At 59.7% G+C, this 20,702-nt stretch carries 27 protein-coding genes and 1 pseudogene; 18 read left to right on the forward strand and 10 right to left on the reverse strand.

Annotated elements, in window-relative coordinates; genetic code table 11:
• Positions 1 to 559 precede the first annotated feature (559 nt).
• From NKH70_RS28325 to NKH70_RS28345, 5 genes are all read left to right on the forward strand, one after another.
• The gene (locus NKH70_RS28325; RefSeq protein ID WP_352979332.1) at positions 560 to 748 is read left to right on the forward strand and encodes a hypothetical protein; all 189 of its coding nucleotides are present in this window, start codon (positions 560 to 562) and stop codon (positions 746 to 748) included.
• A 55-nt stretch (positions 749 to 803) separates the two neighbouring features.
• Positions 804 to 1,013 (forward strand): hypothetical protein, encoded by a 210-nt coding sequence (locus tag NKH70_RS28330; RefSeq protein ID WP_352979330.1) that lies wholly within the window; start codon positions 804 to 806, stop codon positions 1,011 to 1,013.
• A 172-nt stretch (positions 1,014 to 1,185) separates the two neighbouring features.
• Positions 1,186 to 1,521: a hypothetical protein gene (locus tag NKH70_RS28335; protein WP_352716696.1), complete on the forward strand. Its 336-nt coding sequence runs from the start codon at positions 1,186 to 1,188 to the stop codon at positions 1,519 to 1,521.
• A complete protein-coding gene (locus NKH70_RS28340; RefSeq protein ID WP_352979328.1) occupies positions 1,508 to 1,900 on the forward strand; it encodes a hypothetical protein in 393 nt (130 codons plus the stop codon). Before NKH70_RS28335 ends, NKH70_RS28340 begins: the two co-directional genes overlap by 14 nt.
• Positions 1,901 to 2,245: 345 nt before the next feature.
• Positions 2,246 to 2,563, forward strand: coding sequence for a DUF7674 family protein (locus NKH70_RS28345; RefSeq protein ID WP_502908417.1), 318 nt, complete (start codon positions 2,246 to 2,248; stop codon positions 2,561 to 2,563).
• Positions 2,564 to 2,620: 57 nt separating this feature from the next.
• Here NKH70_RS28345 and NKH70_RS28350 read toward each other — a convergent pair whose 3' ends face one another.
• Positions 2,621 to 2,770 carry a hypothetical protein gene (locus NKH70_RS28350; RefSeq protein ID WP_352716694.1) on the reverse strand — a complete coding sequence of 50 codons (150 nt, stop codon included), beginning with the start codon at positions 2,768 to 2,770 and terminating at the stop codon, positions 2,621 to 2,623.
• 141 nt (positions 2,771 to 2,911) lie between these two features.
• Here NKH70_RS28350 and NKH70_RS28355 point away from each other — a divergent pair, with 141 nt between their 5' ends.
• The 3 genes from NKH70_RS28355 to NKH70_RS28365 all read left to right on the forward strand — a co-directional run bounded on the left by NKH70_RS28355 (position 2,912) and on the right by NKH70_RS28365 (position 4,017).
• Entirely contained in the window at positions 2,912 to 3,100 is a 189-nt protein-coding gene (locus NKH70_RS28355; RefSeq protein ID WP_352716693.1) for a type II toxin-antitoxin system HicA family toxin, read from the forward strand.
• A 4-nt stretch (positions 3,101 to 3,104) separates the two neighbouring features.
• A complete protein-coding gene (locus NKH70_RS28360) occupies positions 3,105 to 3,506 on the forward strand; it encodes a type II toxin-antitoxin system HicB family antitoxin (RefSeq protein WP_352716692.1) in 402 nt (133 codons plus the stop codon).
• A gap of 193 nt (positions 3,507 to 3,699) precedes the next feature.
• The gene (locus NKH70_RS28365; RefSeq protein WP_352716690.1) at positions 3,700 to 4,017 is read left to right on the forward strand and encodes a YMGG-like glycine zipper-containing protein; all 318 of its coding nucleotides are present in this window, start codon (positions 3,700 to 3,702) and stop codon (positions 4,015 to 4,017) included.
• 476 nt (positions 4,018 to 4,493) lie between these two features.
• On the opposite strand, the gene NKH70_RS28370 is transcribed toward NKH70_RS28365, so the two are convergent.
• From NKH70_RS28370 to NKH70_RS28380, 3 genes are all read right to left on the reverse strand, one after another.
• Positions 4,494 to 4,739, reverse strand: coding sequence for a hypothetical protein (locus NKH70_RS28370; RefSeq protein WP_352716688.1), 246 nt, complete (start codon positions 4,737 to 4,739; stop codon positions 4,494 to 4,496).
• Between the two features lie 209 nt (positions 4,740 to 4,948).
• Positions 4,949 to 5,125 (reverse strand): hypothetical protein, encoded by a 177-nt coding sequence (locus NKH70_RS28375; protein ID WP_352716686.1) that lies wholly within the window; start codon positions 5,123 to 5,125, stop codon positions 4,949 to 4,951.
• A gap of 91 nt (positions 5,126 to 5,216) precedes the next feature.
• On the reverse strand, positions 5,217 to 6,383 hold the full coding sequence (locus NKH70_RS28380; protein WP_352979326.1) for an acyltransferase family protein: 1,167 nt from the start codon (positions 6,381 to 6,383) through the stop codon (positions 5,217 to 5,219).
• Positions 6,384 to 6,616: 233 nt separating this feature from the next.
• Here NKH70_RS28380 and NKH70_RS28385 point away from each other — a divergent pair.
• Together NKH70_RS28385 and NKH70_RS28390 are read left to right on the forward strand one after the other, a co-directional pair.
• Positions 6,617 to 6,739: pseudogene (locus tag NKH70_RS28385) on the forward strand (type II toxin-antitoxin system RelE/ParE family toxin); the annotation flags it as partial.
• Positions 6,740 to 6,815: 76 nt separating this feature from the next.
• Positions 6,816 to 7,115: a HigA family addiction module antitoxin gene (locus NKH70_RS28390; RefSeq protein WP_353026698.1), complete on the forward strand. Its 300-nt coding sequence runs from the start codon at positions 6,816 to 6,818 to the stop codon at positions 7,113 to 7,115.
• A gap of 141 nt (positions 7,116 to 7,256) precedes the next feature.
• Here the strand turns inward: NKH70_RS28390 and NKH70_RS28395 are convergent, their stop codons facing one another.
• A complete protein-coding gene (locus NKH70_RS28395; RefSeq protein WP_353026700.1) occupies positions 7,257 to 9,647 on the reverse strand; it encodes a thiamine pyrophosphate-binding protein in 2,391 nt (796 codons plus the stop codon).
• 129 nt (positions 9,648 to 9,776) lie between these two features.
• Here NKH70_RS28395 and NKH70_RS28400 point away from each other — a divergent pair, with 129 nt between their 5' ends.
• On the forward strand, positions 9,777 to 10,250 hold the full coding sequence (locus NKH70_RS28400; protein ID WP_254818629.1) for an Lrp/AsnC family transcriptional regulator: 474 nt from the start codon (positions 9,777 to 9,779) through the stop codon (positions 10,248 to 10,250).
• A gap of 196 nt (positions 10,251 to 10,446) precedes the next feature.
• Here NKH70_RS28400 and NKH70_RS28405 read toward each other — a convergent pair whose 3' ends face one another.
• Both NKH70_RS28405 and NKH70_RS28410 read right to left on the reverse strand, forming a co-directional pair.
• Positions 10,447 to 11,079, reverse strand: a complete 633-nt coding sequence (locus NKH70_RS28405; RefSeq protein WP_353026702.1) for an acyl-homoserine-lactone synthase — start codon at positions 11,077 to 11,079, stop codon at positions 10,447 to 10,449.
• Between the two features lie 73 nt (positions 11,080 to 11,152).
• Positions 11,153 to 11,902: an autoinducer binding domain-containing protein gene (locus NKH70_RS28410; protein WP_353026704.1), complete on the reverse strand. Its 750-nt coding sequence runs from the start codon at positions 11,900 to 11,902 to the stop codon at positions 11,153 to 11,155.
• Between the two features lie 127 nt (positions 11,903 to 12,029).
• Between NKH70_RS28410 and NKH70_RS28415 the strand changes: the two genes are divergently transcribed.
• A complete protein-coding gene (locus tag NKH70_RS28415; protein ID WP_292654544.1) occupies positions 12,030 to 12,245 on the forward strand; it encodes a helix-turn-helix domain-containing protein in 216 nt (71 codons plus the stop codon).
• Between the two features lie 27 nt (positions 12,246 to 12,272).
• On the opposite strand, the gene NKH70_RS28420 is transcribed toward NKH70_RS28415, so the two are convergent.
• Complete coding sequence (locus NKH70_RS28420; protein ID WP_353026706.1) at positions 12,273 to 12,533, reverse strand: helix-turn-helix domain-containing protein; 261 nt, start codon at positions 12,531 to 12,533, stop codon at positions 12,273 to 12,275.
• Between the two features lie 146 nt (positions 12,534 to 12,679).
• On the opposite strand from NKH70_RS28420, the gene NKH70_RS28425 reads away from it, so the two are divergent.
• From NKH70_RS28425 to NKH70_RS28450, 6 genes are all read left to right on the forward strand, one after another.
• Positions 12,680 to 13,453, forward strand: a complete 774-nt coding sequence (locus NKH70_RS28425) for an IclR family transcriptional regulator (protein ID WP_353026708.1) — start codon at positions 12,680 to 12,682, stop codon at positions 13,451 to 13,453.
• A complete protein-coding gene (locus NKH70_RS28430; protein WP_353026710.1) occupies positions 13,443 to 14,636 on the forward strand; it encodes a M24 family metallopeptidase in 1,194 nt (397 codons plus the stop codon). The genes NKH70_RS28425 and NKH70_RS28430 overlap by 11 nt, the downstream gene beginning before the upstream one ends.
• The gene (locus NKH70_RS28435) at positions 14,633 to 15,925 is read left to right on the forward strand and encodes a threonine synthase (RefSeq protein WP_353026712.1); all 1,293 of its coding nucleotides are present in this window, start codon (positions 14,633 to 14,635) and stop codon (positions 15,923 to 15,925) included. The genes NKH70_RS28430 and NKH70_RS28435 overlap by 4 nt, the downstream gene beginning before the upstream one ends.
• Positions 15,926 to 16,094: 169 nt before the next feature.
• Entirely contained in the window at positions 16,095 to 16,841 is a 747-nt protein-coding gene (locus tag NKH70_RS28440; protein ID WP_353015577.1) for an ABC transporter substrate-binding protein, read from the forward strand.
• Positions 16,842 to 16,946: 105 nt separating this feature from the next.
• Complete coding sequence (locus NKH70_RS28445) at positions 16,947 to 17,603, forward strand: amino acid ABC transporter permease (RefSeq protein WP_352912330.1); 657 nt, start codon at positions 16,947 to 16,949, stop codon at positions 17,601 to 17,603.
• Complete coding sequence (locus tag NKH70_RS28450) at positions 17,600 to 18,331, forward strand: amino acid ABC transporter ATP-binding protein (protein WP_352912332.1); 732 nt, start codon at positions 17,600 to 17,602, stop codon at positions 18,329 to 18,331. The genes NKH70_RS28445 and NKH70_RS28450 overlap by 4 nt, the downstream gene beginning before the upstream one ends.
• Before the next feature lie 45 nt (positions 18,332 to 18,376).
• Here the strand turns inward: NKH70_RS28450 and NKH70_RS28455 are convergent, their stop codons facing one another.
• Complete coding sequence (locus tag NKH70_RS28455; protein ID WP_352912334.1) at positions 18,377 to 19,423, reverse strand: pyridoxal-phosphate dependent enzyme; 1,047 nt, start codon at positions 19,421 to 19,423, stop codon at positions 18,377 to 18,379.
• Positions 19,420 to 20,403 carry a GHMP family kinase ATP-binding protein gene (locus NKH70_RS28460; protein WP_352912336.1) on the reverse strand — a complete coding sequence of 328 codons (984 nt, stop codon included), beginning with the start codon at positions 20,401 to 20,403 and terminating at the stop codon, positions 19,420 to 19,422. Before NKH70_RS28460 ends, NKH70_RS28455 begins: the two co-directional genes overlap by 4 nt.
• Positions 20,404 to 20,702: the final 299 nt, after the last annotated feature.

Here is a 20,702-nt window from a genome sequence, read left to right on the forward strand (position 1 = left end):
GCCTCCACTCCAGCCAGCATCTTGAATCACAAAACAGATAAATCTGGAATCCCCTTTGATTCCGTCAAAGGGGGAACCGCTCTAATATGGCGAGCTGGAGGTGCCGCTCGTGGCATCGCGACTTAACGCGAATCGTCGCAACAAGGCGCTTCTAGCCACACTCGACGATGAGCAGCATGTTGGCCTTGGCGCGCCCCAAGCTGTCCATCGGCCCCGCTGTGGTCATTTCCGCGTGGAATAGTCCTCCGGGAGTGGTAGAAGACCAAGGTTCGGCACGCGGTAGTCAGGCTCCTTCTCCGCGACAGTGGCCAGACCTCGTGCAATTTGTCGACTAGCCCACAAAGTTGCCAAAACAACGGGCCGTTTGCTTTCAGGTTGAGTTGCGCAGAAAGCACCGCGTCGCGGCGGCTTAGTGCCTCCCTTATGATCTCCTCAGCGTGCCGAGCAACAGTCTGTCATACCGGCTTTTTCGTCTGCCCATGCGGCTCTCCTTGGCTGTAAGCACCCGCCCCACACGCCGTCAAAATAGGAATCTATTCCTCGTCGAGTCAATTCGCTCTTGACATTTTTGTTCCGTTTTTGTTCACTTCGCAAAGAGAAGGTTTGGAGCAACGGCCGTGGACCACATTGTGAGACTGGACAGCAAGAAGCTGCGCTGCAGGCGATCGCCGACAAATTCATCGCCCAGCACAAGGGCGACGCGGTGAAGGCGCTCAAGGAAATGATCGTCCTCAATGGCTGTCTCTAAGGCCGTCTTGACGAACTCTCGGCTCCGCGTCGGGCAAACAGTAGGAGGAACGACAATGGGCATTATTCGCCTGGACGCTGAAGCGAAAGCCGAACTCCATTCTGAAGCGGTCAAACTCATCGCCCGATACGACAGCCCCCTTGAGACCGTAAAGGCGCTCATGGCGTATAACTGCGAGCTTGAGACTCAAATTCTGGCCCTCGCTCACCGGCACCCTGGACTCGTGGCGTTCGGTTACGACGACACGCCGCCAATCTTGGGATGAGCCATGAAGGTTGGGACCATGCGGCCCGATGGCTATGGTGACGACGGCGAGCTGCTCAGGTTTTTCGAGACGCACATGAACCCGGATGATTCGCGACAAATAGGCCAACCACGGCCGAGCGAGCCGGTGACGATAGCTCGCTTGTTCGCAGCATGATGAGGTCGAGTTGACGATGCAGGATCTTATCAGCTTTTTGGAAACTAACTCCGCGCTGATGCTGGCCAACCCAGCCGCCTTTGCCAGTTTTGCCGTTCTTTTCGGAGGAGGCGGATTTGCGGTCGGCCGCTATTTGTTGACCGAGCGTCTCGCAAATCTGGAAAGTCGCATTTCCAGGCGTGACGAGGAAATCGCGGAGTTAAAAACCAGGAAAGTACAAGATGACGAACCGTCGATGGTGCCCATAGTCGGCACTGCTGCAATAGGCCCAATCAGCCGAAGCGACCCTGTAGCTCTGGCCATCAGACGAGCCCGACGCACCGGCCCGGCAACCGCAAATGAAGGACGATGAGCGTACTGAAGGCCAGCCATCCTCTCCAAAAAGCGCCGAAAACCGAGCAGCAGGGCGAAGGCCGGATGCCATACACCGAGTGATACCAATGACACGCCGATCTGTTGCTGAAGATCTCGAAAGCGCAACTCAGCGCATAGCCGACATGTCTCGCGCGGATTTGCAGATCCTCCTGCGTCGCGCTGCTTTGATGCTCCGAAACGTCGATGGCGTGCCGCTGGAGTCCGCGACCGCAGATGCACTCGATTCCATAGCAGCTGAGATGAAAATCGGCAGGCCAGACCTTATTCAGATCATTTTGGGAGAATGGCTGGAAACGAATGCCTATTTGCCGGTTCGGGCGATCGACGAGGAAAGCGAGACGGACGGGAGCGCGTAACTACCCTCAGCTAACGTCGACGTCCGATCGCTACCGATTTTCCGTGTCTTTCGAAGTGTCCTGTTCAAAGCGACCGAGAAGTCGAACGCGCAAGCTCTCACCCTGCTGCCGTTCCAGTCCACATAGGAGGCGAAAACGCGATCGAGCCTGTCAGGCTTGGTCCAGCCATTGGTTCAGCGAGGTTGCGATTGCCTTCGGAAAGACCGTCAAACCAGCTTTTGGCGACAGGGGCGGACCCGTTGTCTCAGTTGGCCGGTGGCCGCGCAAGGTGCCCGCTGGTGGCACGCTGCCGCGCGAAAAGAGGCAGCATGACCGGAGAGAACGAGGCCGCAGATCTCACCTTCGATGGCTCGAACATGTTCGAGCCGCCATTCCGCGGGCAGCGGGACCCGTTCCCAGGACGAGTGGTGCGATGGGCCGGAAGAACCGCCGTGTCTCGCCGTGTCGAAGCTAGCACTCCACCTGATCCACAATCTCGAGGTCGGAGAGACAGATCGCTTCAGCGACATTTTCGATCTCGTCGAGCGCTGGAACGTCGAAGGCAATCGCCACGTGAGGGAAGCCGCGACGGGTTGCTCGAAGATCTGCAGAACGCGAGCCTGCATCGCAGCACACCCCGACGATCTCAGGCCATGGCTGCGGCCTCAGTCGGCTATCTGGTGAATGAAACTCTACGCCATTCTGGTCCGACAGAACGCCATTGGTCTAAGCCAAGCGGCCTCAGGCACTGTCGCCCCAGTTCCCCCAGAGTAGTGTAACCGGCACCGGCTCATTGAAGGAGAAGACGGTTCGGTAGGCGCCGCCCTGCCCGATCGTCCTGGCGGTAAGCCCCGCCTGGCGGGGCACGGCCGGCTTCTCTGGCGGCGGCACGCGAAAGCGTCCGGGGAAGACCTCGGGTCATCTGGTTTCTCCATTTTTGAGGAATTTGAGGAAGGTTCAACTGGACCGCGGCATGTAATCTGCGGCAAATCTCATGGACATTTGGGTCAGCTGTGTGTATATATACACAACATGAAGAGCGCCGATGTCATTCACAGGCTGTTGGCGGATGGCTGGTACGAGGTGGCTCGAAAAGGAAGTCACGCCCAGTTCAAGCACAAAGCCAAATCGGGCCGAGTGACAGTACCGCACCCTAAGCGAGACATCCCGATCGGCACTCTCAAAAGTATTGAAAAACAATCCGGCGTGAAGCTGAGGTAGAGAAATGCGCAACTACATCGGATTGATCCACAAGCAAGCGGACAGCGACTTCGGCGTCTCCTTTCCCGATTTTCCGGGCCTGGTGACGGCTGGCGTCAGCCTGGATGATGCCCGCGCTATGGCCGAGGAAGCACTGGCCTTTCATGTCGAGGGGTTGATCGAGGATGGCGAAGCCATTCCCGAGCCGTCCTCCCTCGAGGAAGTGATGTCGGACAGGGACAATCTGAGCGGTGTCGCCATTCTGGTTCCCTTGAAGGCCGAAGCGGCGAAGGTCGTGCGTGTCAATGTCACCATTCCGGAAGATGTCCTCGACCAGATCGACCAATATGCGGTGCGCCACGGCTACAGCCGATCGGGATTTCTGACCGCTGCGGCAAAAAAGGTGATGCAGATCGAGGCAGCGTAGCGCCTCGAAAGTCGACTTGGGATGAAGCTCTGTGGTCTTGTTCGGTTACATTTCTTTCCGAACCGGAGTTGTCAGACAAAAACAACCATGTCTCATTTCGTGAGGCACGGTGCCTATGTTCCGCCGCAAATGCGACCGTACTTGGCAAATCAGCCTGCGTATTAGTTCATAAACTTCAAGGGAGTATCAGACGATGACCATGTCCAGAGCCATTGCCGCCATGTTCGTAACCGCCGCGCTGGCAGGCTGCGCGCAGACCGAAGCACAGCAGAGAACCAGCACCGGTGCGCTGCTCGGCGCCGGCGCCGGCGCGCTTGCCGGCCAGGCGATCGGCGGCAACACCAAGAGCACGGTCATCGGTGCCGGAGCCGGCGCCTTGCTGGGCGCCGTCGTCGGCAACGCCACCACGCCGCAGCCGCGCAGCGAACAGCTTTGCCGCTATCAGGACCGCACCAGCGGCCGCATCTACACCGCGCCCTGCGACGAGCGCTATTACAACGGCGATTATTGACCGTTAACGCTTCTCCCCCGTCACAATTTTGGGGAGAGCGCCCCACCGGGGGTGAGGGGAGGCGCGGTTCTGAAATGCTGGCACCGCCCTCACCTGCTTGTCGGCAGATCTCTCTCTGATCGAGGCTCTCGATTGGGGCCTCGTCGAGCACGGCGAGCGCCATATTGGCGATGTCGAGCGGGGTGATGGCCATGGCTCAGGCCTCCGGCTGTGTGGTTGGTCGGGGAAAACGGGGCATGGTGCCTCCACGGCAAAAAGCCGCTTCAATGCGGCTGGGGATTTCTTGTGATTTTGGGTTGGGCAGAACGTTGCACGTCTCGTGCTCGGGGGCCGTCACGACGCCAACCGCCCGTCAGGAAATGGCGTGGCAGATGCTTCGTCAGCCGTCTTTTTCCCATTCGAGCAAGGAAGACGGCAATGCTTCGGCAGTTTCAGGGCACCGCCGCGCAACGCGGCGATGTCTTGCTTGGATTGTGTCAGCCGATGCGTGCGCTGGTCGAGATCCCTGTTTCGGCTGACTTGGCAAAGACGCTTGCTTTCACCCTTCCGGCACCTCCCGCCATAGCCAAGCCCTTTTCCAGGGCATCCTGAAGAGCTGGTGTGTAGTAGGCGGTGTTTTCCAGGCCGCTGAAGAAGTTTATGCGATGAACTTCCCCCTTCTTGCTCATGACAATGCCCGCTTTTCGGAGCACTTCCTGAACTGTTTTGTACTTCACGTTCATAGTTACCTCCCCTGCCGAGACAGTCAGCATCGCCCTTTCTTGTAACTGTTTGGTGCCGCCGATTGGCCAAAGGGCAACATGAATGTTGTAGCGAACCCCAAAATTCACATCACTCTGATGCAGCGCAGCGGGTGAACTTGGGATTCCCCACAGTGGCCGACCTGGCGTCCCGAAAGAGTGGGACGTCTGACGCCCGCCCCTTCGCCCGATCACGCCTCGGTCGTCTTCAGCGCGATGAACGTAATGCGCTTGAGGCTCGAGGGCGTGCGGTCCCAGTTTGCCGCCAGTGCCAGCTCGGCATCGGTGGCGAATTCGCCGAACCCAACGATCGGGACGCGCGGTTCAGCGAAATGCTGGTGGCGGCGCTCGCCATCAAGATGGCGCATCCGTTGACTTACAAGGCCAGTATGATTGACGTCGCCCGCAGCCCCAATGACAGGGCGCTGGTGCAGCTCGAAACCCCCGTCTGGCGGCTGGTCATGGGCCGGGCTTGACCGCCTCGAGCGCCGGGGTCCGCCCAAAGCGCTGCACGACGAAACGGCCCATCTTCTGGCCGGGCACTTCGATCAGCGTGTAGGTGATCCAGGACAGCAGGCACACCACCGGCAAGACGACGGCAACAACGATCGCAAACCGCACCGGCGCCGACAATTCGTGGCCGAACCGGGTGATGACCAGAGCCGCCACCGGCTGGAGAACCAGCAGATGGATCAGATAGATGCTGAAGGAAAGCTCACCCATCAAATGAAAGAACCTGTTGGCGAGCGTCATGGCGATCTTTCTGGCCACGATGCCCATCATTCCCGGCAGCATCCGGTAGAGAACCAGGGCAAAGAAACCCACGACGAGCGCTTCGCGCATCAAAAACTTGCCAAGCCCGTAGCCGCCGCCGAAGGGCAGCGCGGCCAGAGCCATGGCCAATGCCAGATATGCGAAGGGCCGCTTCTGCCTTTGATGGACGACGCCCGCCAGCAGCATCCCGCACAGGAAAATCTGCATCTTCAGCGGCAGGAACGACGGCATCGGAAAATGCACCGATAATTGTCCCATCAAGAACACGATCGCGCTGCCGATCGCGGCGACAAGGATGGCGCTCCATATCCAGTCAAGCCTGCGCACCAGCAGCATGACCGCCGGGAAGAGTCCGTAGAACTGCATCTCCAGCCCCAGGCTCCAGTCGGGCAGCGGCGTGCGATAGGCGAAATTCGGCACCAGGCCGAACAGGAACAGCAGATGGGCGCCGATATTCTTCAGGCCGCTGTCGAGATAACGCTCGGGCGCCTGCGGCGACCGCAGCAGGAACTCGTCGATGACCATCCTCGACTGGTAGAGATAGGGGCCAAGCGCCAGGGCAGCGAACAGCATGACATAGAACAGCGGCGCTATCCTGAAATAGCGGCGGGTCCAGAATTTCAGCCAGGTTTCCGGCCTTTGCCAGGGCTCCTTGTCCTGGCGCAGCTGGTAGTGGAACACCATCAGGAAGCCGGACAGCATGATGAAGAGATCGACGCCGAGATCCGGTTCGCCGAGGATGGGAATCTGCCAGCCGGTCAACAGCAGGCAGTGCCCAATCAGCACCCAGATCGCGGCGAGCGCCCGAAGCCCGTCCAGGCACTCGATGCGCGATGACCGGCCTTCCGTCATGCCGAACTCCTCGATGGCCATGTTGCAATGCAGCATGGCGGCTGAGGGAGGAATGTCAACCGTGCGGAAGGAACACGATTTGCGCTGGGTTGTTACGGAAAAACGTCCAACGCCATGATTTGACTGCCATCATCTATAATGACGATCAAGTTCGGTCATAGAACCAATAATCGGAGCTGCACTTGAATGACGTGCCGGGCCAAAGCGCCGATCGGACGTTGAGCCGGACGCCAATTGCCTCGCTGAAAGGCAATCGTGCCGGACAGTATTCGATCCGCATCAATGATCAATTCCGTGTCTGCTTTCGGCGGGTAGATGGGGCGGCAGAGGATGTAGAAATCACCAACTATCACTAAGGATATCGCGACTGTCGATGCCCTTGGCAAAGAACTAAAGCAAACCAACTTCTCGCTCACTGCCAGGAGCTTAACGATGTTGAACCTCGACACCCCGATCCATACGGGAGAAATCCTTCGCGAGGAATATCTCGCACCGCTTGGCCTGAAGCCCTATACGCTGGCGAAGAAGCTGCATGTACCGCGCACCCGCATTGAGCGCTTGACGCACGAGGCGACCCCGGTCACTCCAGATACCGCTCTGCGCCTGGCCAAGTTCTTCGGCACCACGCCGCAGTTCTGGATGAACATGCAGGCCAGCTATGACCTCGCTGTCCAAGGCCGAGCGAAGCAGGCCGAGATTGCTGAGATCGAACAGCTCAAAGTCGCGGGCTGAACAGTTTTGCGGTCGCGGCACCCGACTGGAGACGAAGCGGCCTGGAGCCGGCATGGCGACGAAGGGCCAAGCAGGCGAGGCCGCATCTTGGGCACAATATTCACCCTTCCGGTCTGCAACAGCCGTCAACGACATCATCGGTCAATCCAGCGCGCGCAGATAGCGGATGGGGCGCCCACCAGCAATCCGGTCGGCGGCTGTCGCTATCGAATTGGCGTCGATTCCGAAGTGCCGGTAAAGGTCACCGATTGTCCCCGACTGGCCAAAGTGCTCGACGCCGAGACTACGTGTGCGATGGCCGTAGACCGAGCCCAGCCAGCCGAGTGCCGCTGGGTGGCCGTCGGCGACGGTGACGATCGCACAATGGGATGGAAGATCGGCGAACAGCCGTTCGACATGGCTCCTGGCATGAACAAGGCCGCGTTCGCGTGCGCGGCTTGCCGCCGTCCAGCCTGCGTTCAACCGATCGGCCGAAGTCACTGCCAAAAGTCCGACGTCGCGACGATCCTCCGCCATCATACCGACCGCCTCGATGGCTTCCGGCGCGACGGCGCCTGTATAGGCCACGATCACCTCGGCATTCGGACCTGGAGGCCGCAGCCAATAGCCGCCGTCGACAATGTCCTGCTCGACGTCCTGCGTCATCGTTCGAATGATCTGCTCGACCGGGCGCGTCGAGAGCCGCAGATAGACGGAGCCGCCGGTCTCGTCGCGCAGCCAGGTGCGCTCCGACTGCACGGCGTCGCCGTCGCGCTGAATGTAGTCCAGTGCAAAACGCATGATGACGCTCAACTCATCGACGAATGCCGGCTCGTAAGCGGCCAGCCCGTCCTGCGCCATGCCGATCAACTGGGTGGCAATTGACTGATGCGCGCCACCCTCCGGCGCCAGCGTGACGCCCGACGGGGTGGCAGCAAGCAGAAAGCGCGCATCCTGGTAGCAGGCATAGTTGAGCGCATCGAGACCGCGCTGGATGAACGGATCGTAGAGCGTGCCGATCGGCAACAGCCGTTTGCCGAACACCGAATGCGACAGCCCGAGGGCCGACAGCAGGATGAACAGATTGTTCTCGGCAATGCCGAGCTCAATGTGCTGGCCGGAGGGGCCGAATTCCCATTTCTGCGGCGAGGCTATGCGTTCACTGCGGAACGTATCGGCGAGCGAGCGACGCGCAAACAGGCCGCGCCGGTTGACCCAGGGTCCGAGATTGGTCGAAACGGTGACATCGGGCGATGTTGTGACGATAGCGTCGGCAAGCGGCCCGCCGGCCCGCGCAATCTCGTCCAGGATCCTGCCGAAGCCGACCTGGGTGGAAACGCTGCCCTTGGCTTCCGGGCCGAGACGATCGGGGACGAGGATGCGTTGGGCTTGCCGGCGGCGTTGGCCTTTCGCGGCAAAAGGCACCGCATTGAGGAAGCGTCGGAGATCAACCTTGCCAATATCCAAGCCTTCGAAGGCATCCCACTCCCGCCCCTCACCGATCGACATCGAGGCGCGAAAGACTGCCATCTGATCCTTGGTCATCAGCCCGGCATGGTTGTCTTTGTGGCCGGCCAGCGGCAGGCCGAAACCCTTGATGGTATAGGCGATGAAGCAGGTCGGCCGGTCGTTGCCGCGCGCCGTCTCGAAAGCTTCGATCAGGCACTGCAGGTCGTGACCACCGAGATTTGTCATCAGCGCGGCGAGTTCGGTATCGGATCGCCGGTCGAGAAGCGATTTCAGGCCCGGCTTTTCGCCGATATCGTCAAGCAGCCGCTTGCGCCAGGCGCCGCCGCCTTGAAAGGTCAGTGCCGAATAAAGCTGGTTCGGGCAGGCGTCGATCCAGGCCTTCAGCGCCTCGCCGCCCGGCTCGGCGAAGGCGGCCTCGAGCAGCGAACCATATTTCAGGATGACCACATCCCAGCCGAAATTCCTGAAGATGCTTTCGAAGCGTTCCCAAAGTCCTTCGCGGACAACGGCATCGAGGCTCTGGCGATTGTAGTCAACGATCCACCAGCAATTGCGCAGGCCGTGTTTCCAGCCTTCGAGCAGCGCTTCGAAGATGTTGCCTTCATCCATCTCAGCATCGCCGAGCAGCGCGACCATGCGGCCCTCGGGCATGTTTTGGTCGCGAGCGCCGAGATAATCCTGCACAAGGGAGGCAAACAGCGTCTGCGCGACGCCGAGACCTACGGAGCCGGTGGAGAAATCGACGTCGTCGACATCCTTGGTCCGCGACGGATAGCTTTGCGCGCCACCGAAGGCGCGAAACCCTTCGAGCTTCTCCCTCGTCTGATTCCCCAGAAGATACTGGATGGCGTGAAACACGGGCGAGGCGTGCGGCTTCACTGCGATGCGGTCGTCCGGCCTCAGCACCAAGAAATAAAGCGCGGTCATGATCGTCACCAGCGACGCCGAGGATGCCTGGTGGCCGCCAACCTTCAGCCCGTCGGCGTTCTCGCGCAGGTGATTGGCGTTATGGATCATCCATGTCGACAGCCAGAGCACCTTCTTCTCCAGCGCCGAAAGTGCCTCCAGTTTTTGTTTGTCCATGCTGCAAGACTCCCGGTTGCGATCGTCGCAATCATAGAGCTGAGCAAAAACCGATTGTCGCTAAACTTGCATGAGATTGGCAGCTGCGTTAGCTGGTTTCGGCAATATCGACCGATGGAGTAACGTTCCATGCCAAAACGCCGACTGGACGATATCGACCGAAAGATCATTGCCGCGCTTCAGGTCGACGGCAGGATGACGGCGCAGCAGCTTGCCGAGCGGGTCGGCCTTTCGGCCTCGCCCTGCGCCCGCCGGGTCCGCCTGATGGAGGATATGGGGGTGATCACCGGCTATGCCGCCCTGATAGACCAGGACATGGTCGATCTGCCGATCTCGGTGTTTGCCTCGATCAAGCTTGAGCGCCAGCGCGAGAACGAGCTGAAGCGGTTCAATGCGGCAATCGCGCGCTGGCCGGAGGTGGTCGATTGCTATCTGATGACTGGCCAGCGCGATTATCTGCTGCGTGTGGTGGTGCGCGACTTGCACGCCTATGAGCGCTTCCTGAAGGAAAAGCTGACGCGGCTCGATGGCGTCTCCTCCATCGAGTCAAGCTTCGCGCTTGCGCAGATCAAGCGGTCGAACCGACTGCCGGTCGAGACATGATTTTTCCAAACGTTGGCAAGTCGATCGATTAGGTTCCCCGGTTTCGAACAGCCCGATTTCGCCCGGTGGCGACTGGAGCGGCCGGTTTTGCGATGAGCGTTTTGGCTGGCAGGTGGACGCGCGATCGCCGGCATGCACGAACTTGTCCGCCAGGTAGCATGTTCGTTCGAGGCGTGACGCCCAACGACGCCCGCGGTCAGCCCAGCCGCTTGATTGGCGTTTCGGCCCAAAGCACTGGGTCGGTTATGCGGTAGAATTGTCGCGTCGCGGCCAAGGCGGACGGGCCGACGTCGGCCATCACGCCGATGATGGTCATGTCATCGCACTTGAATGAAGGCCCAAGCTGCCTTGGGCGCCAGCCGATCGATGCCAAGCGGTCGAACCAGTAATCCTCACAGACAATCGTCAGATTGCTTATGCCTCTTTGAATGCAGAATTCCAGAATTCCGCAGTAGATCACGCCGGCGGCCTGGCAGGGTCGGCCGGGCTCGCGAAAATCGCGGGCCACGAAAAATCTCGTCCATTCATAGATATCGGCTCGGCGCGGAACGCCACCTTCGGCAAGTTGCGGAAAGATTTCGCTCATCAGATGCGGCCTGAGGCTCGGCACCAGGCGGGATCCGGCAACGACACCTCTTCCCGGCTGGATGCCGAGCAGATGAATCGCTTCTGGTGTATCAAACGGGTCGATCTCGCGACTGTCGGGGCGCCTCAGCTCATGCCAGCCACGTTCATCGACATAGATTTCATGTCGCAGGCGGAAGTAACTGTCGAGATCCCCTCGATAGGCAAAGCTGTTTGATGCGTCGACGACGTGGACCTGAATCATTGCGGTTCCTCGAGATGGAACCCCATCCGACCACGCGACAATTGCCCATGAAATACCCAGATCTGAGGATGGATCAAAGTTCGATTTCGCGCCTGCGATAAGCCTCGACGATAGCGTGCACGACGTTGGCGGTGCTGAGCTTCTGCTTGATGTTGCGCAGATGGGTTGTCACGGTGTTTTCCGAAATACCAAGTATTCGGGAAACCTCCCATGCGGTCTTCCCGCCGGCGACCCACTGCAGGATTTCACGCTCCCGTTGGGAAAGCTTTTGTCTCGGCCGCCTGAGCGAGCTGCCAACGAGTCGTTCGGCAGCCGAGTAGGCATGGCGCGCAAGGGCATGAACGGTGCAGCGCACCGTCGGCGCCAAATCAATTTCGCGTCCGGCAACCGTTACACAGGCCGGATCGCCAAATGTAGCCTGGATTGGGATGCAGATCCCGTCCCAAAGCCCAAACTCTTTTGCCTCATCCATCACCTTCCTGGCATTGCTGTTCGTCAGGCCGTGATGGACGTCCCTCCAAAGGAACGGCCCGATCGCACCACGGCACAAAGCAACGCAAGGGTCATGGCGATAGTGTCCGGCAGCCATGTAGTGGTCGTACCATTCCCCCGGCCAACCGTTGACAAGGATGTGTCCATCGAGCGATCCGGTGTCCTGGCGTGGCAATTCGGTGACGAGACAGGCTGCATAGCCGTGACGTTCGATGCTCTTGCGCAGTTGCCGAATGATTTCTGCGACGCTGCTTGCACGATCAATCAGCGCGGTTGCTTCAAAGATTTGCGTTAACTGGTGCTGCAAGACGCTCCCATGAACCGCCGACATTTCACGCCCCTTCAATGTACTGAGACAAAGAAAGAATAAATAAGTTAGGCCCGACCGCAACCGGCGGCATGACGTTTGACTACTATAGTAGGTGGCACTAAAGGGCGCGTTCTGACTGCCTCGCCGCATGAGGCTGAGGTCGGTTTTTGCTCGCAATCTGAGGTTGCTTCGCCAAGGTACCGGCTTGTCGCAGGAACAGCTCGCGGACCTTGCCGGCCTTGATCGCAACTATGTCGGCAAGCTGGAGCGGGAGGAGAACTCACCGACCGTCGATACCCTGGAAGTACTGGCATTGGCATTGCAGGTTGATGTGGAGCAGCTCATCCGTCGCAACGCGCCGTGATCCACCGGCCAGGAGGCCGCGGGAGGATCAGGATTTTCTGCTACGTCGCGCACGCGGCGTCTCGGCTAGGGCGCCTTTGCCCGGCCGTTTGGTCAATTCCTCGATGTCGACGCTCAATGCAGTGGCAAGCTTTGCAAGCGACAGAATTGTGGGATTGCGCCTGCCGGCCTCGAGACCACTCAGATAGGCGCGCGTGAACCCTGAACGGAACGACAGTTCCTCTTGAGAGAGGGCTTGTGCGCGCCGAATCCTCTGTACGTTCAGGCCGACAACCACCCGTAGGTCCATGAGGGCATGGTCGTCGCTGCGTACACTTTAGGACGACACACTATAGTGAACATTCGTCATTGACAGACGCCGCCATTGCTGCTTTTCTCATCATATTATGGAACGCCATTCCGAAATAAGGAACGCCAGTGACAGGAAATCTTTCGTTGGAACGTGGCCTTGCGGTTCTCAACGTCCTCAAGGAAGCGGACGAAGCGGTCGGGGTGCGCGAACTCGCCCGCAGGCTTGAGCAGAGTGCTCCAGCCGTGCAGCGAATTCTCAACACCCTGGCAGAGCAGGGCTATGTCGAGCAGCCGCCAGACTCGCGGCGCTACCGGCTCGGTCACTCTGTCCTGGCGCTAGCGCGGAAGGTCCTGGGCAGAGACCGCCTGGTTGGTTTGGCAGAAATCGAACTGCAGGTGCTGGCCGCCGAAGGTTGCTTCAACGCATTCCTCGGCATCAGGCGGGGCAATTGCGGGATTTATCTCCTGACCGTGCAAAGCAAGAGTCCGGTCGTCATTCGTTCTTCCCCTGGTGAAATTTTCCCCTTGCACTCGACCGCTTTGGGCAAGGCACTCCTGATGGAGCTGAGCGGCGAAGCAGTCATTGGTATCCTTGGACGAGGTCCGCTGGAGCAGGTTGCCGTACGCACCGTCACGGACCCACACAAGCTCGTGGCTCAGATCAGAGCGTCCGAATCTATCGGTTACACAACCTCCCTGGACGAGAACTTTACCGGGCTGATAGCGGTCGGCGCACCGCTTCGCGATGCATCGGGCATGATCATCGCGGCGATAAGCGTGGCCTACCCCCGGTCTGTGGGGCCGCATGTGGAGATCGCCGAGGTTGGAGAGGCAGTAATGGCAGCCGCGGCGCGCATCTCAGCCGGCCTCGGCTTTCCGGAAGCAAAACAGGCTCGGGATTCCCACCATGCTGCTTAACGAGGTTCGCCTGAAACAATGCATGTCGGCGGCCGGGCTTGATGCCGTTATAGCCACGACGCCGGAAAACGTGACCTATATGAGCGGCTTCTGGGCTCTGTCGCAATGGATCCGTCGTGGCCCGCAGGCCTATGTGGTGTGGCCGGCTCCTGACAAGGGCACGCCTGAAATCATCGCCAGCACCAGCACCCTTGACCTCGTTGCTGATCAGGACGTCTGGGTAACCAAGGTGCGGCGCTACGGCGACTTTTACGCCGATGTCGGTTCCTCGACTACCGTGGACCGCGCCAATGAACAACACCTCCAGCTTCGCGACCTGCCGAGGCACGGCGATGCAATTGCGGCTTTGATCGCCGCATTGGAAGAAGCCCAGCTCGGCCGTGGGCGGATCGGCATAGACGAGGCGGGGCTCGCGCCAGGATACCAGGAAACCCTCAGAGCCCATTTTCCCAATGCGTCGTTCCTACCAGCCACCGCGTTGCTTCGCGAGGTTCGTGCCGTAAAAACGGCAGATGAAATCGAACGGCTCGGCCAAGTTGCTCAGATCGCCGAACGCTCAATTCAAGCAGCACTCGCCGTTGCTCAGGAAGGCGCCACCGAAGCAGACCTGGCGCGCGCTTTTCATGTCAGGACGGTCGAGGAAGGCGCCCTGCCCGTACTGGGATGCATCGGCTTTGGCGAGCGCAGCGCGCTCATGAACGTCCAGCCGTCTGACCGCAAGTTGCGCGCTGGAGAAATCATCCGCTTCGACGTCGGTGGTCGCTTTCGGCACTACCGCGCCGACATTGCCCGCATCGCCACGCTGGGCGAGCCGCCGCCGCAGGCGTATCGGCTTCAGCAGGCGCTGCTGCGCGGCGTTCAGCATGCCTGCGACATTATCCGGCCCGGCATGCCAGCAGCACAGCTCTTCGAGACGGTGGTACGTGTGGTTCAGCGCGAAGGAATTGCCCACTACGAGCGCGATCACGTCGGCCACGGCATCGGCCTTGATGGTTATGACGCGCCGACGCTCTCGGCGCGCAGTACAGACGTCCTTGAAGAAGGAATGGTGCTGTGCGTGGAGACCCCCTACTACGAAATCGGCCGCTGGGGACTCCAGGTTGAGGACATGGTGGTTGTTCGCCAGGGCGGCGTGGAGCGGCTGACAGAGACGCACGATGCAATCACCCGGGTGCCGTTATGAGCCGCGCGGCAGGTTTTTCCTGTATTCGATGCGGTGCCTTGTTCCGGATCGATACCAAAATAGACTCACGCGGCTGCCCGATGTGCAGCGCCGAAGCGCCAGCCAATCTTAAGGTCGTCTACGATCCATCCGGAGCTACATCGGCCGCTTCCGCGGCGGGTGCCGCGCTGCCCTCGCTCTGGCGCTATGCCGAGATGCTTCCTTGTGGGCTCAGCGATGCAATCTCCCTGGGCGAGGGCCTGACGCCGCTGCTGAGCGCCGAGAGGCTGGGAAAACAGCTCGGCGTCCCCAAGCTTCTTATCAAGGACGAGGGCGCAAACCCCACCTGGTCCCACAAGGACCGCTTCTCGACCGTGGCGGTGTCCATGGCACGTTTGAGTGGCGCACGCGTGGTGGCGACCGCTTCGTCGGGCAACGCCGGGGCCTCACTTGCCGCCTATGCTGCAAGGGCGGGCCTGAAGTGCGTCGTTGTCACATTCTCAGGCACCGCCGGCGCAATGTTGGCGCAGATCCGCAAATACGGCGCAAGCGTCGTATCCCTGGCCGACAAGTCCCATCGCTGGCCATTGCTTGCCGCCGGGACCGAGCGCCTCGGATGGTTTGCGACGTCCCCGTTTCACAGCCCCGTGGTCGGCAGTCATCCGGTTGGGATCGAGGGCTACAAGACCTTGGCTTACGAGATCGTCGAACAGATGCACGGATCCGTGCCGGACTGGTGCGCCTTGCCTGTTTGTTATGGCGACGCGCTCGCCGGGCTCTGGGCGGGATTCAAGGATCTTCTCAGCCAAGGCAAGATCGATCGGTTGCCGAGACTCGTGGCGGCGGAAGTGCACGGATCTTTGGCCAAAGCGCTTGCCGGCAAGGCCGATCTGGTCGCCGAGGTTCCCGCGGGTTTCGATACGCTTGCCATCTCGATCGGCACCACACGAAGCACGTTTCAGGCGCTCAACGCGCTGCGGGAATCTGGCGGCATGGCGATGCCGGTCGGCAATTTCGGCCTGATAGACATGCAGCAGCAGCTTGCGGCCACCGAGGGAGTGTTTGCGGAGCTTGCCTCGGTGACGCCATTTGCGGCTATTGAATCCTTGAGACGGGAGGGCACGATCGCGCGGTCGGACAGCGTTGTTGCCATCGTGACAGCGAGCGGCCTCAAGGATTTGGATCGTTCGACCGGCCCGGACCAAGCACAACAATCGTTTCGGTCAGTTGCCGACGCGTGGCAACACCTTACCGGGGACTACGACTATTTCACGCCCTCTCATGAACAACGCGCGGCCAAGATGTCCTGAAGAGAAGATAGAGACGATCATGAACAGATGCGATTTCTGATCGATTGATGATCTCGTCCACCGCTGGACGGTATTGCGACTTCCAAAAGCTATCCACGAGAGGCAAATTCAACTCGCTTAGCGAGCGGAACCTCGATTCAAAATTCAAACATGATGAAAGGCAATTTTCATGCTTCGCAAAACACTCATCGGCTGGCTAGCAGCCCTCGGTGTCGCAATGGCAACTCAGACGATGGCTGAGGAAACCCTCAGGGTCGGCGTCACGCCAACCGGGGTGCCGTTCACGTTTGTAGACACCGCAACCCGAAAGCCGACTGGCGCGATGGTCGATCTGGCAAGTGCGATTGCCGCGAACCTTGGCACGACCGCCGACTTCCAGGTAAACGCTTTTCCAGCCCTGATCCCGGCATTGACGACCGACAAGATCAATCTGATTTCCGCCAGCATGTTCATAACGGACAAGCGCAAGCAGGTGATCAATTTCAGCACGCCGGTTTACGCCTATGGCGAGGCCATGTTTGTTGCTGCCGGCGACAGCAAGAACTATACGATCGAAGAGCTGAGAGGGGAGACGGTCGGGGCGCAGATCGGCTCGACCTACGCTGAGGCTCTGGAAGCGCTTGGCGTCTTCGGTCAAGTCAAGCTCTACGACTCAATCGCTGACATGATGCGTGATGTGGTCCTGGGCCGCATCAAGGCCGGCTTTGGAGACGCCCCGATCGTCGCTTATCAGCTTTCAAAGAACCCCGAACTGGGTGTCCGCCTCGTCGACGGCTATCGGCCGATGAAAAAAGGCGAAGTCGCGTTGGCGGTTGCCAAGGAAAATCCACTGCTTCTCGAAAAGGTGAATGCCTCCATCGCCAAGCTGAAGGAAAGCGGCGAATTAAGCCGAATATTTGCCAAATATGGCCTCTGAAGCCATCCCCATCGAGCTCGAAACTAGCGTCGGCTGGCAGGACCATAGGATCGCATCGGAATGACCGGCCTTGACGGTCGGGAACGTGCCAAGAGGAAGCCGGCCATGACCAATTTCATCGCGCACGCAACGGAATATCTACCGCTTCTTCTTCACGGCGTTTGGCTGACCGTCATGATAACCCTTCTTGCGCTCTGTCTTGCGACGGCGCTCGGCCTTGTCTGGGCGCTATTGAGGACATCGGAGATACGCTGTCTCGCCGTGCCGACGCGGCTTCTTGTCGACTTCGTGCGCGGCATACCACTGCTGGTGGTTCTCTTTTATATCTACTTTGTCGCGCCCGAGATCGGCATCAACCTGACTGCGCTCCAGGCCGGTACGATCGGGCTGGGCCTGGCTCACTCCTGCTATCTCGGCGAAACCTTCCGCGCGGGCATCGAGGCGGTCGACAAAGGTCAGGTGGAAGCGGCAAAATCGATCGGGATGAAGCGTGCGTTGATGATGCGCCGCGTCGTGCTGCCGCAGGCGGTCAAGATTATCCTGCCGCCTTACGCCAACAACATGATCATGCTGCTGAAGGACTCCTCGCTTGTGTCGGTGATTTCGGTTCAGGAGTTGACCATGCAGGGTAAGATGCTCGCGTCGTCCACTTTCGACAACATGACAGTTTTTACTTTGGTGGCACTGCTTTACCTGTGCCTGACCGTTCCGCTGAACCTGTTTATGCGCAGAGTCGAGAGCTATCTTGGGGCGGCGGGATGATCACCTTCGACGACGTGCACAAGTCCTTCGGCGCCCATGAAGTCCTCAAGGGAATCAACGCCGAGATCGCCAAGGGACAGGTCGTATGTCTGATCGGGCCCTCGGGTTCCGGCAAATCGACGCTTCTACGATGTGTAAACGGGCTTGAGACCTATCAGCGCGGTCGCATCAGCATCGATGGCACCGTGGTGGATGCCGCCTCGCCCCAGGTTCACGCCATCTGCACCCGTGTTTCCATGGTTTTCCAACGCTTCAACCTGTTTCCGCACCGCACCGCCCTGGAAAACGTCATGGAAGGGCCGCTCTACGTGCTGAAGGAAAATAGGAACCAGGTCCGCGAGCGGGCCATGGCATTGCTCAATCGCGTCGGCCTGGCCGACAAGACGAATGCCTATCCCGCGTCATTATCGGGCGGCCAGCAGCAGCGCGTAGCCATCGCCCGCGCCCTGGCGATGCGCCCACAGGCCATTCTTTTCGACGAGCCCACCTCCGCACTTGACCCGGAAACGGTCGGCGAGGTCCTGCAGGTCATGCGCGCGCTGGCAGACGAGAACATGACCATGCTCGTGGTTACGCACGAAATTCAGTTCGCGCGAGAGGTTTCCGATAGCGTCCTCTTTCTCGACGGCGGCCGGATCGTTGAGCAAGGCCCGGCCAAGGAGCTCCTTCGACATCCCAAACACGAACGCACTAGGGATTTTCTTCACCGGGTCATGCACCCCGTCTGACTCCTGGCCGATGTTGGTTTGTCGCCTGGCCTGGATTCGAACCTGTCACTGCGCAGGGGACAGGCCGCCCAGCCCTGCGAGGACGGCGTTTAAAGTTCTGCGGTTCCATGGGAATCTCGTCCATGCCGTCTCTTCGGCTGGACGAATTTGCGTGAGAACAGTTGGTTCAAGGGGTATCGAGATTGGCCAATCCTTCAAACCGGCGAGCCAGTCGGGGTTGTAGACAGTATCCGAATGACGATGCCCTTCATCTGGCATAATCACGACGGTGGAGGCTTCCGGATTTTGCCTGGCGAACCAGGCGGCGACCAACGCTGCGGCCCCGCTGGTCGGCCCCATGAATAGCCCGTGATCGCGAAACAGCCCATGCGCCGTTGCGTAAGCCGGCAATGCGCCCACCCAATGAATGTCGTCGATCATCTCATGACGAACATTGTCCGGCAAAACACTGTTGCCGAGCCCGCGCAGCATGCGACGTCCGACAGGCTGGCCAAAGAGCATGCTTCTGTGGGTATCGACAGCAATCATCCTGAGATCAGGAAAGAGCTCACGAAGGAAGCCTCCGGTTCCGCAAAGCGATCCCCCGGTGCCCACGCAGCCGACGAGGCAATCGATGCGGCCGAATGATCGAACAACGAGGTCGGCCAGGCGTGCGTAGGCAAGACGGTTTTCCGGACTGTCGTATTGTCGAGGCCAATACGTGCCCGGGCTATCTTGCAGGGTCTGCTGAAGATACTGGAGCCGACCGCGCTGATTGCCGTCTCCTTGAGGATCGTCGATGGCCATGACTTTGGCACCAAGTTGTTCCAGTCGCCGCCTGAGTTTCAGGTCGATGAGGCTGGAGGCCGTGACAAGTGTAAGCGCATAGCCACGAACCGCAGCCAGCATGGCGATGGCGAGGCCGAATGTGCCCGACGTCGTTTCGATGATGTGACCTTCCTGCCTGAGGCGCCCTGACGCTTCCGCCTGATCGACCATGAACCGGGCGGGGATCAGCTTCATGAGGGAAAAGCAGGCGGCGTTGAGGTTAGGTGCGAGTTGGGCAAATCGCGGCGTCTCATAAGCGCGTAAATAGTCTTGCGCCGCGCTCACTGGATTAGCCCCATTTCGGCATTAAGGGCAAACGTATGGACGCCTTGGAGGCCTGCGCCGCTCACCTCCCTTGCGAGCTCAGCAGCGCGCATGGCCGCCCTGGGTGCGTTGGCATCCAGAAGAATGCCGATCAACGTGCCGCTGTGGGCCACCTGCACACCGCACGCGTCATGCGCCCGTGCTATATCCAAAACGGTATTGAAGGATGCCTTCGGCAGATGCCTCTGACTGATACTGGCGCTGATGGTTGCGACACGTCCAAGCAGGCGGGGATCTTGTTGTCGGATTGAGCGGTTCGCCAGTCCCCGCAGAACACGGAACAGCCCGATTTCCTCACCATCGTAACGTGCCCGTGGCATGCTTAGCGTATCGATCGGCCGGGCACTGCCGTCCCTGAAACCCACCAAGAGAAGGGGCGGGAATTCGCCACCGAAATGTTCTATCGTACGGCCTTCCCGGTGGGCGAAGAGGAGAGGTTGGTCGCCGTACGCAATGGCGTCGCTTGCCCCTTCGGCGGCCACCGCCAGTCGCGCAATCGTTGACTGGCGCAGCGTGAGGCCCGCTCCAGCTGCCACCGCACGAATCGCTGCAATGACGTCTGCGGTCGAGGAACCATAGCCATGCCCTATCGTAATAGGGCTTTCGATCGTAAGTTCTCCACCTCCTTCAGCTACTCCGATATGCTCGAGCGTGAGGGCCGCCGCGCGTGCCGCTTTGGTCCGGTTTGCAGGCCGCGGTCGAATCCCAGTTTGTTCATGCGGCCAGAAAGTCGCCAGCGACTCTTGCGAAGTGAGCGGCAGGGTTACGAGTCCGCGGCAAAGCCTTCCGTTTTCCCCTTCAAAGACGCCTTGGAGGAATTCCCCATGATGGGCGTGCGCTCGTCCGACTCCTACCGCCAGAGGCAGCCTGAGAGTCTCGTTGTTGATGTTGCTCGAATTTGTCCGATGGCCGGATCTCGGCATCCCCGTCTTTGTCACCACGTCATCTCCTCACCTGGAATTGACAGATGATGCGTATGACTGATCCATGCTGTCACTCGCCAAATCTTGGTAGCGCCACTGGCAAGCGCATCATGCAAAGATATCGACAAGATCGGCCCGCCGAATAGGGCGTCCGATACTGGACTAGGCACAGCAGCACTCGTCGAGTGCGGTTGGCCATGCTGACAACCGTTCCGAAACAGTGCACCATGCACCGTGTCTTCATTATTGTTCTTGTAAGGAGAGTTGGACTGCTCACCCTGTGTCAATACTGAGATTTGGCGATAGCCCGCAGCGGC

Origin of the sequence: Mesorhizobium sp. M0991, from assembly GCF_040318915.1 — a bacterium.
Classification (GTDB): Bacteria; Pseudomonadota; Alphaproteobacteria; order Rhizobiales; family Rhizobiaceae; genus Mesorhizobium.

What these genes read in the sequence shown, in the direction of transcription:
- NKH70_RS28330 (WP_352979330.1), top strand. Translation starts at nt 804, where the DNA reads ATGGGCATTATTCGCCTGGACGCTGAAGCGAAAGCCGAACTCCATTCT.
- NKH70_RS28335 (WP_352716696.1), top strand. Translation starts at nt 1,186, where the DNA reads ATGCAGGATCTTATCAGCTTTTTGGAAACTAACTCCGCGCTGATGCTG.
- NKH70_RS28340 (WP_352979328.1), top strand. Translation starts at nt 1,508, where the DNA reads ATGAAGGACGATGAGCGTACTGAAGGCCAGCCATCCTCTCCAAAAAGC.
- NKH70_RS28345 (WP_502908417.1), top strand. Translation starts at nt 2,246, where the DNA reads ATGGCTCGAACATGTTCGAGCCGCCATTCCGCGGGCAGCGGGACCCGT.
- NKH70_RS28355 (WP_352716693.1), top strand. Translation starts at nt 2,912, where the DNA reads ATGAAGAGCGCCGATGTCATTCACAGGCTGTTGGCGGATGGCTGGTAC.
- NKH70_RS28360 (WP_352716692.1), top strand. Translation starts at nt 3,105, where the DNA reads ATGCGCAACTACATCGGATTGATCCACAAGCAAGCGGACAGCGACTTC.
- NKH70_RS28365 (WP_352716690.1), top strand. Translation starts at nt 3,700, where the DNA reads ATGACCATGTCCAGAGCCATTGCCGCCATGTTCGTAACCGCCGCGCTG.
- NKH70_RS28370 (WP_352716688.1), bottom strand. Translation starts at nt 4,739, where the DNA reads ATGAACGTGAAGTACAAAACAGTTCAGGAAGTGCTCCGAAAAGCGGGC.
- NKH70_RS28375 (WP_352716686.1), bottom strand. Translation starts at nt 5,125, where the DNA reads ATGCGCCATCTTGATGGCGAGCGCCGCCACCAGCATTTCGCTGAACCG.
- NKH70_RS28380 (WP_352979326.1), bottom strand. Translation starts at nt 6,383, where the DNA reads ATGACGGAAGGCCGGTCATCGCGCATCGAGTGCCTGGACGGGCTTCGG.
- NKH70_RS28390 (WP_353026698.1), top strand. Translation starts at nt 6,816, where the DNA reads ATGTTGAACCTCGACACCCCGATCCATACGGGAGAAATCCTTCGCGAG.
- NKH70_RS28395 (WP_353026700.1), bottom strand. Translation starts at nt 9,647, where the DNA reads ATGGACAAACAAAAACTGGAGGCACTTTCGGCGCTGGAGAAGAAGGTG.
- NKH70_RS28400 (WP_254818629.1), top strand. Translation starts at nt 9,777, where the DNA reads ATGCCAAAACGCCGACTGGACGATATCGACCGAAAGATCATTGCCGCG.
- NKH70_RS28405 (WP_353026702.1), bottom strand. Translation starts at nt 11,079, where the DNA reads ATGATTCAGGTCCACGTCGTCGACGCATCAAACAGCTTTGCCTATCGA.
- NKH70_RS28410 (WP_353026704.1), bottom strand. Translation starts at nt 11,902, where the DNA reads ATGTCGGCGGTTCATGGGAGCGTCTTGCAGCACCAGTTAACGCAAATC.
- NKH70_RS28415 (WP_292654544.1), top strand. Translation starts at nt 12,030, where the DNA reads ATGAGGCTGAGGTCGGTTTTTGCTCGCAATCTGAGGTTGCTTCGCCAA.
- NKH70_RS28420 (WP_353026706.1), bottom strand. Translation starts at nt 12,533, where the DNA reads ATGGACCTACGGGTGGTTGTCGGCCTGAACGTACAGAGGATTCGGCGC.
- NKH70_RS28430 (WP_353026710.1), top strand. Translation starts at nt 13,443, where the DNA reads ATGCTGCTTAACGAGGTTCGCCTGAAACAATGCATGTCGGCGGCCGGG.
- NKH70_RS28435 (WP_353026712.1), top strand. Translation starts at nt 14,633, where the DNA reads ATGAGCCGCGCGGCAGGTTTTTCCTGTATTCGATGCGGTGCCTTGTTC.
- NKH70_RS28440 (WP_353015577.1), top strand. Translation starts at nt 16,095, where the DNA reads ATGCTTCGCAAAACACTCATCGGCTGGCTAGCAGCCCTCGGTGTCGCA.
- NKH70_RS28445 (WP_352912330.1), top strand. Translation starts at nt 16,947, where the DNA reads ATGACCAATTTCATCGCGCACGCAACGGAATATCTACCGCTTCTTCTT.
- NKH70_RS28450 (WP_352912332.1), top strand. Translation starts at nt 17,600, where the DNA reads ATGATCACCTTCGACGACGTGCACAAGTCCTTCGGCGCCCATGAAGTC.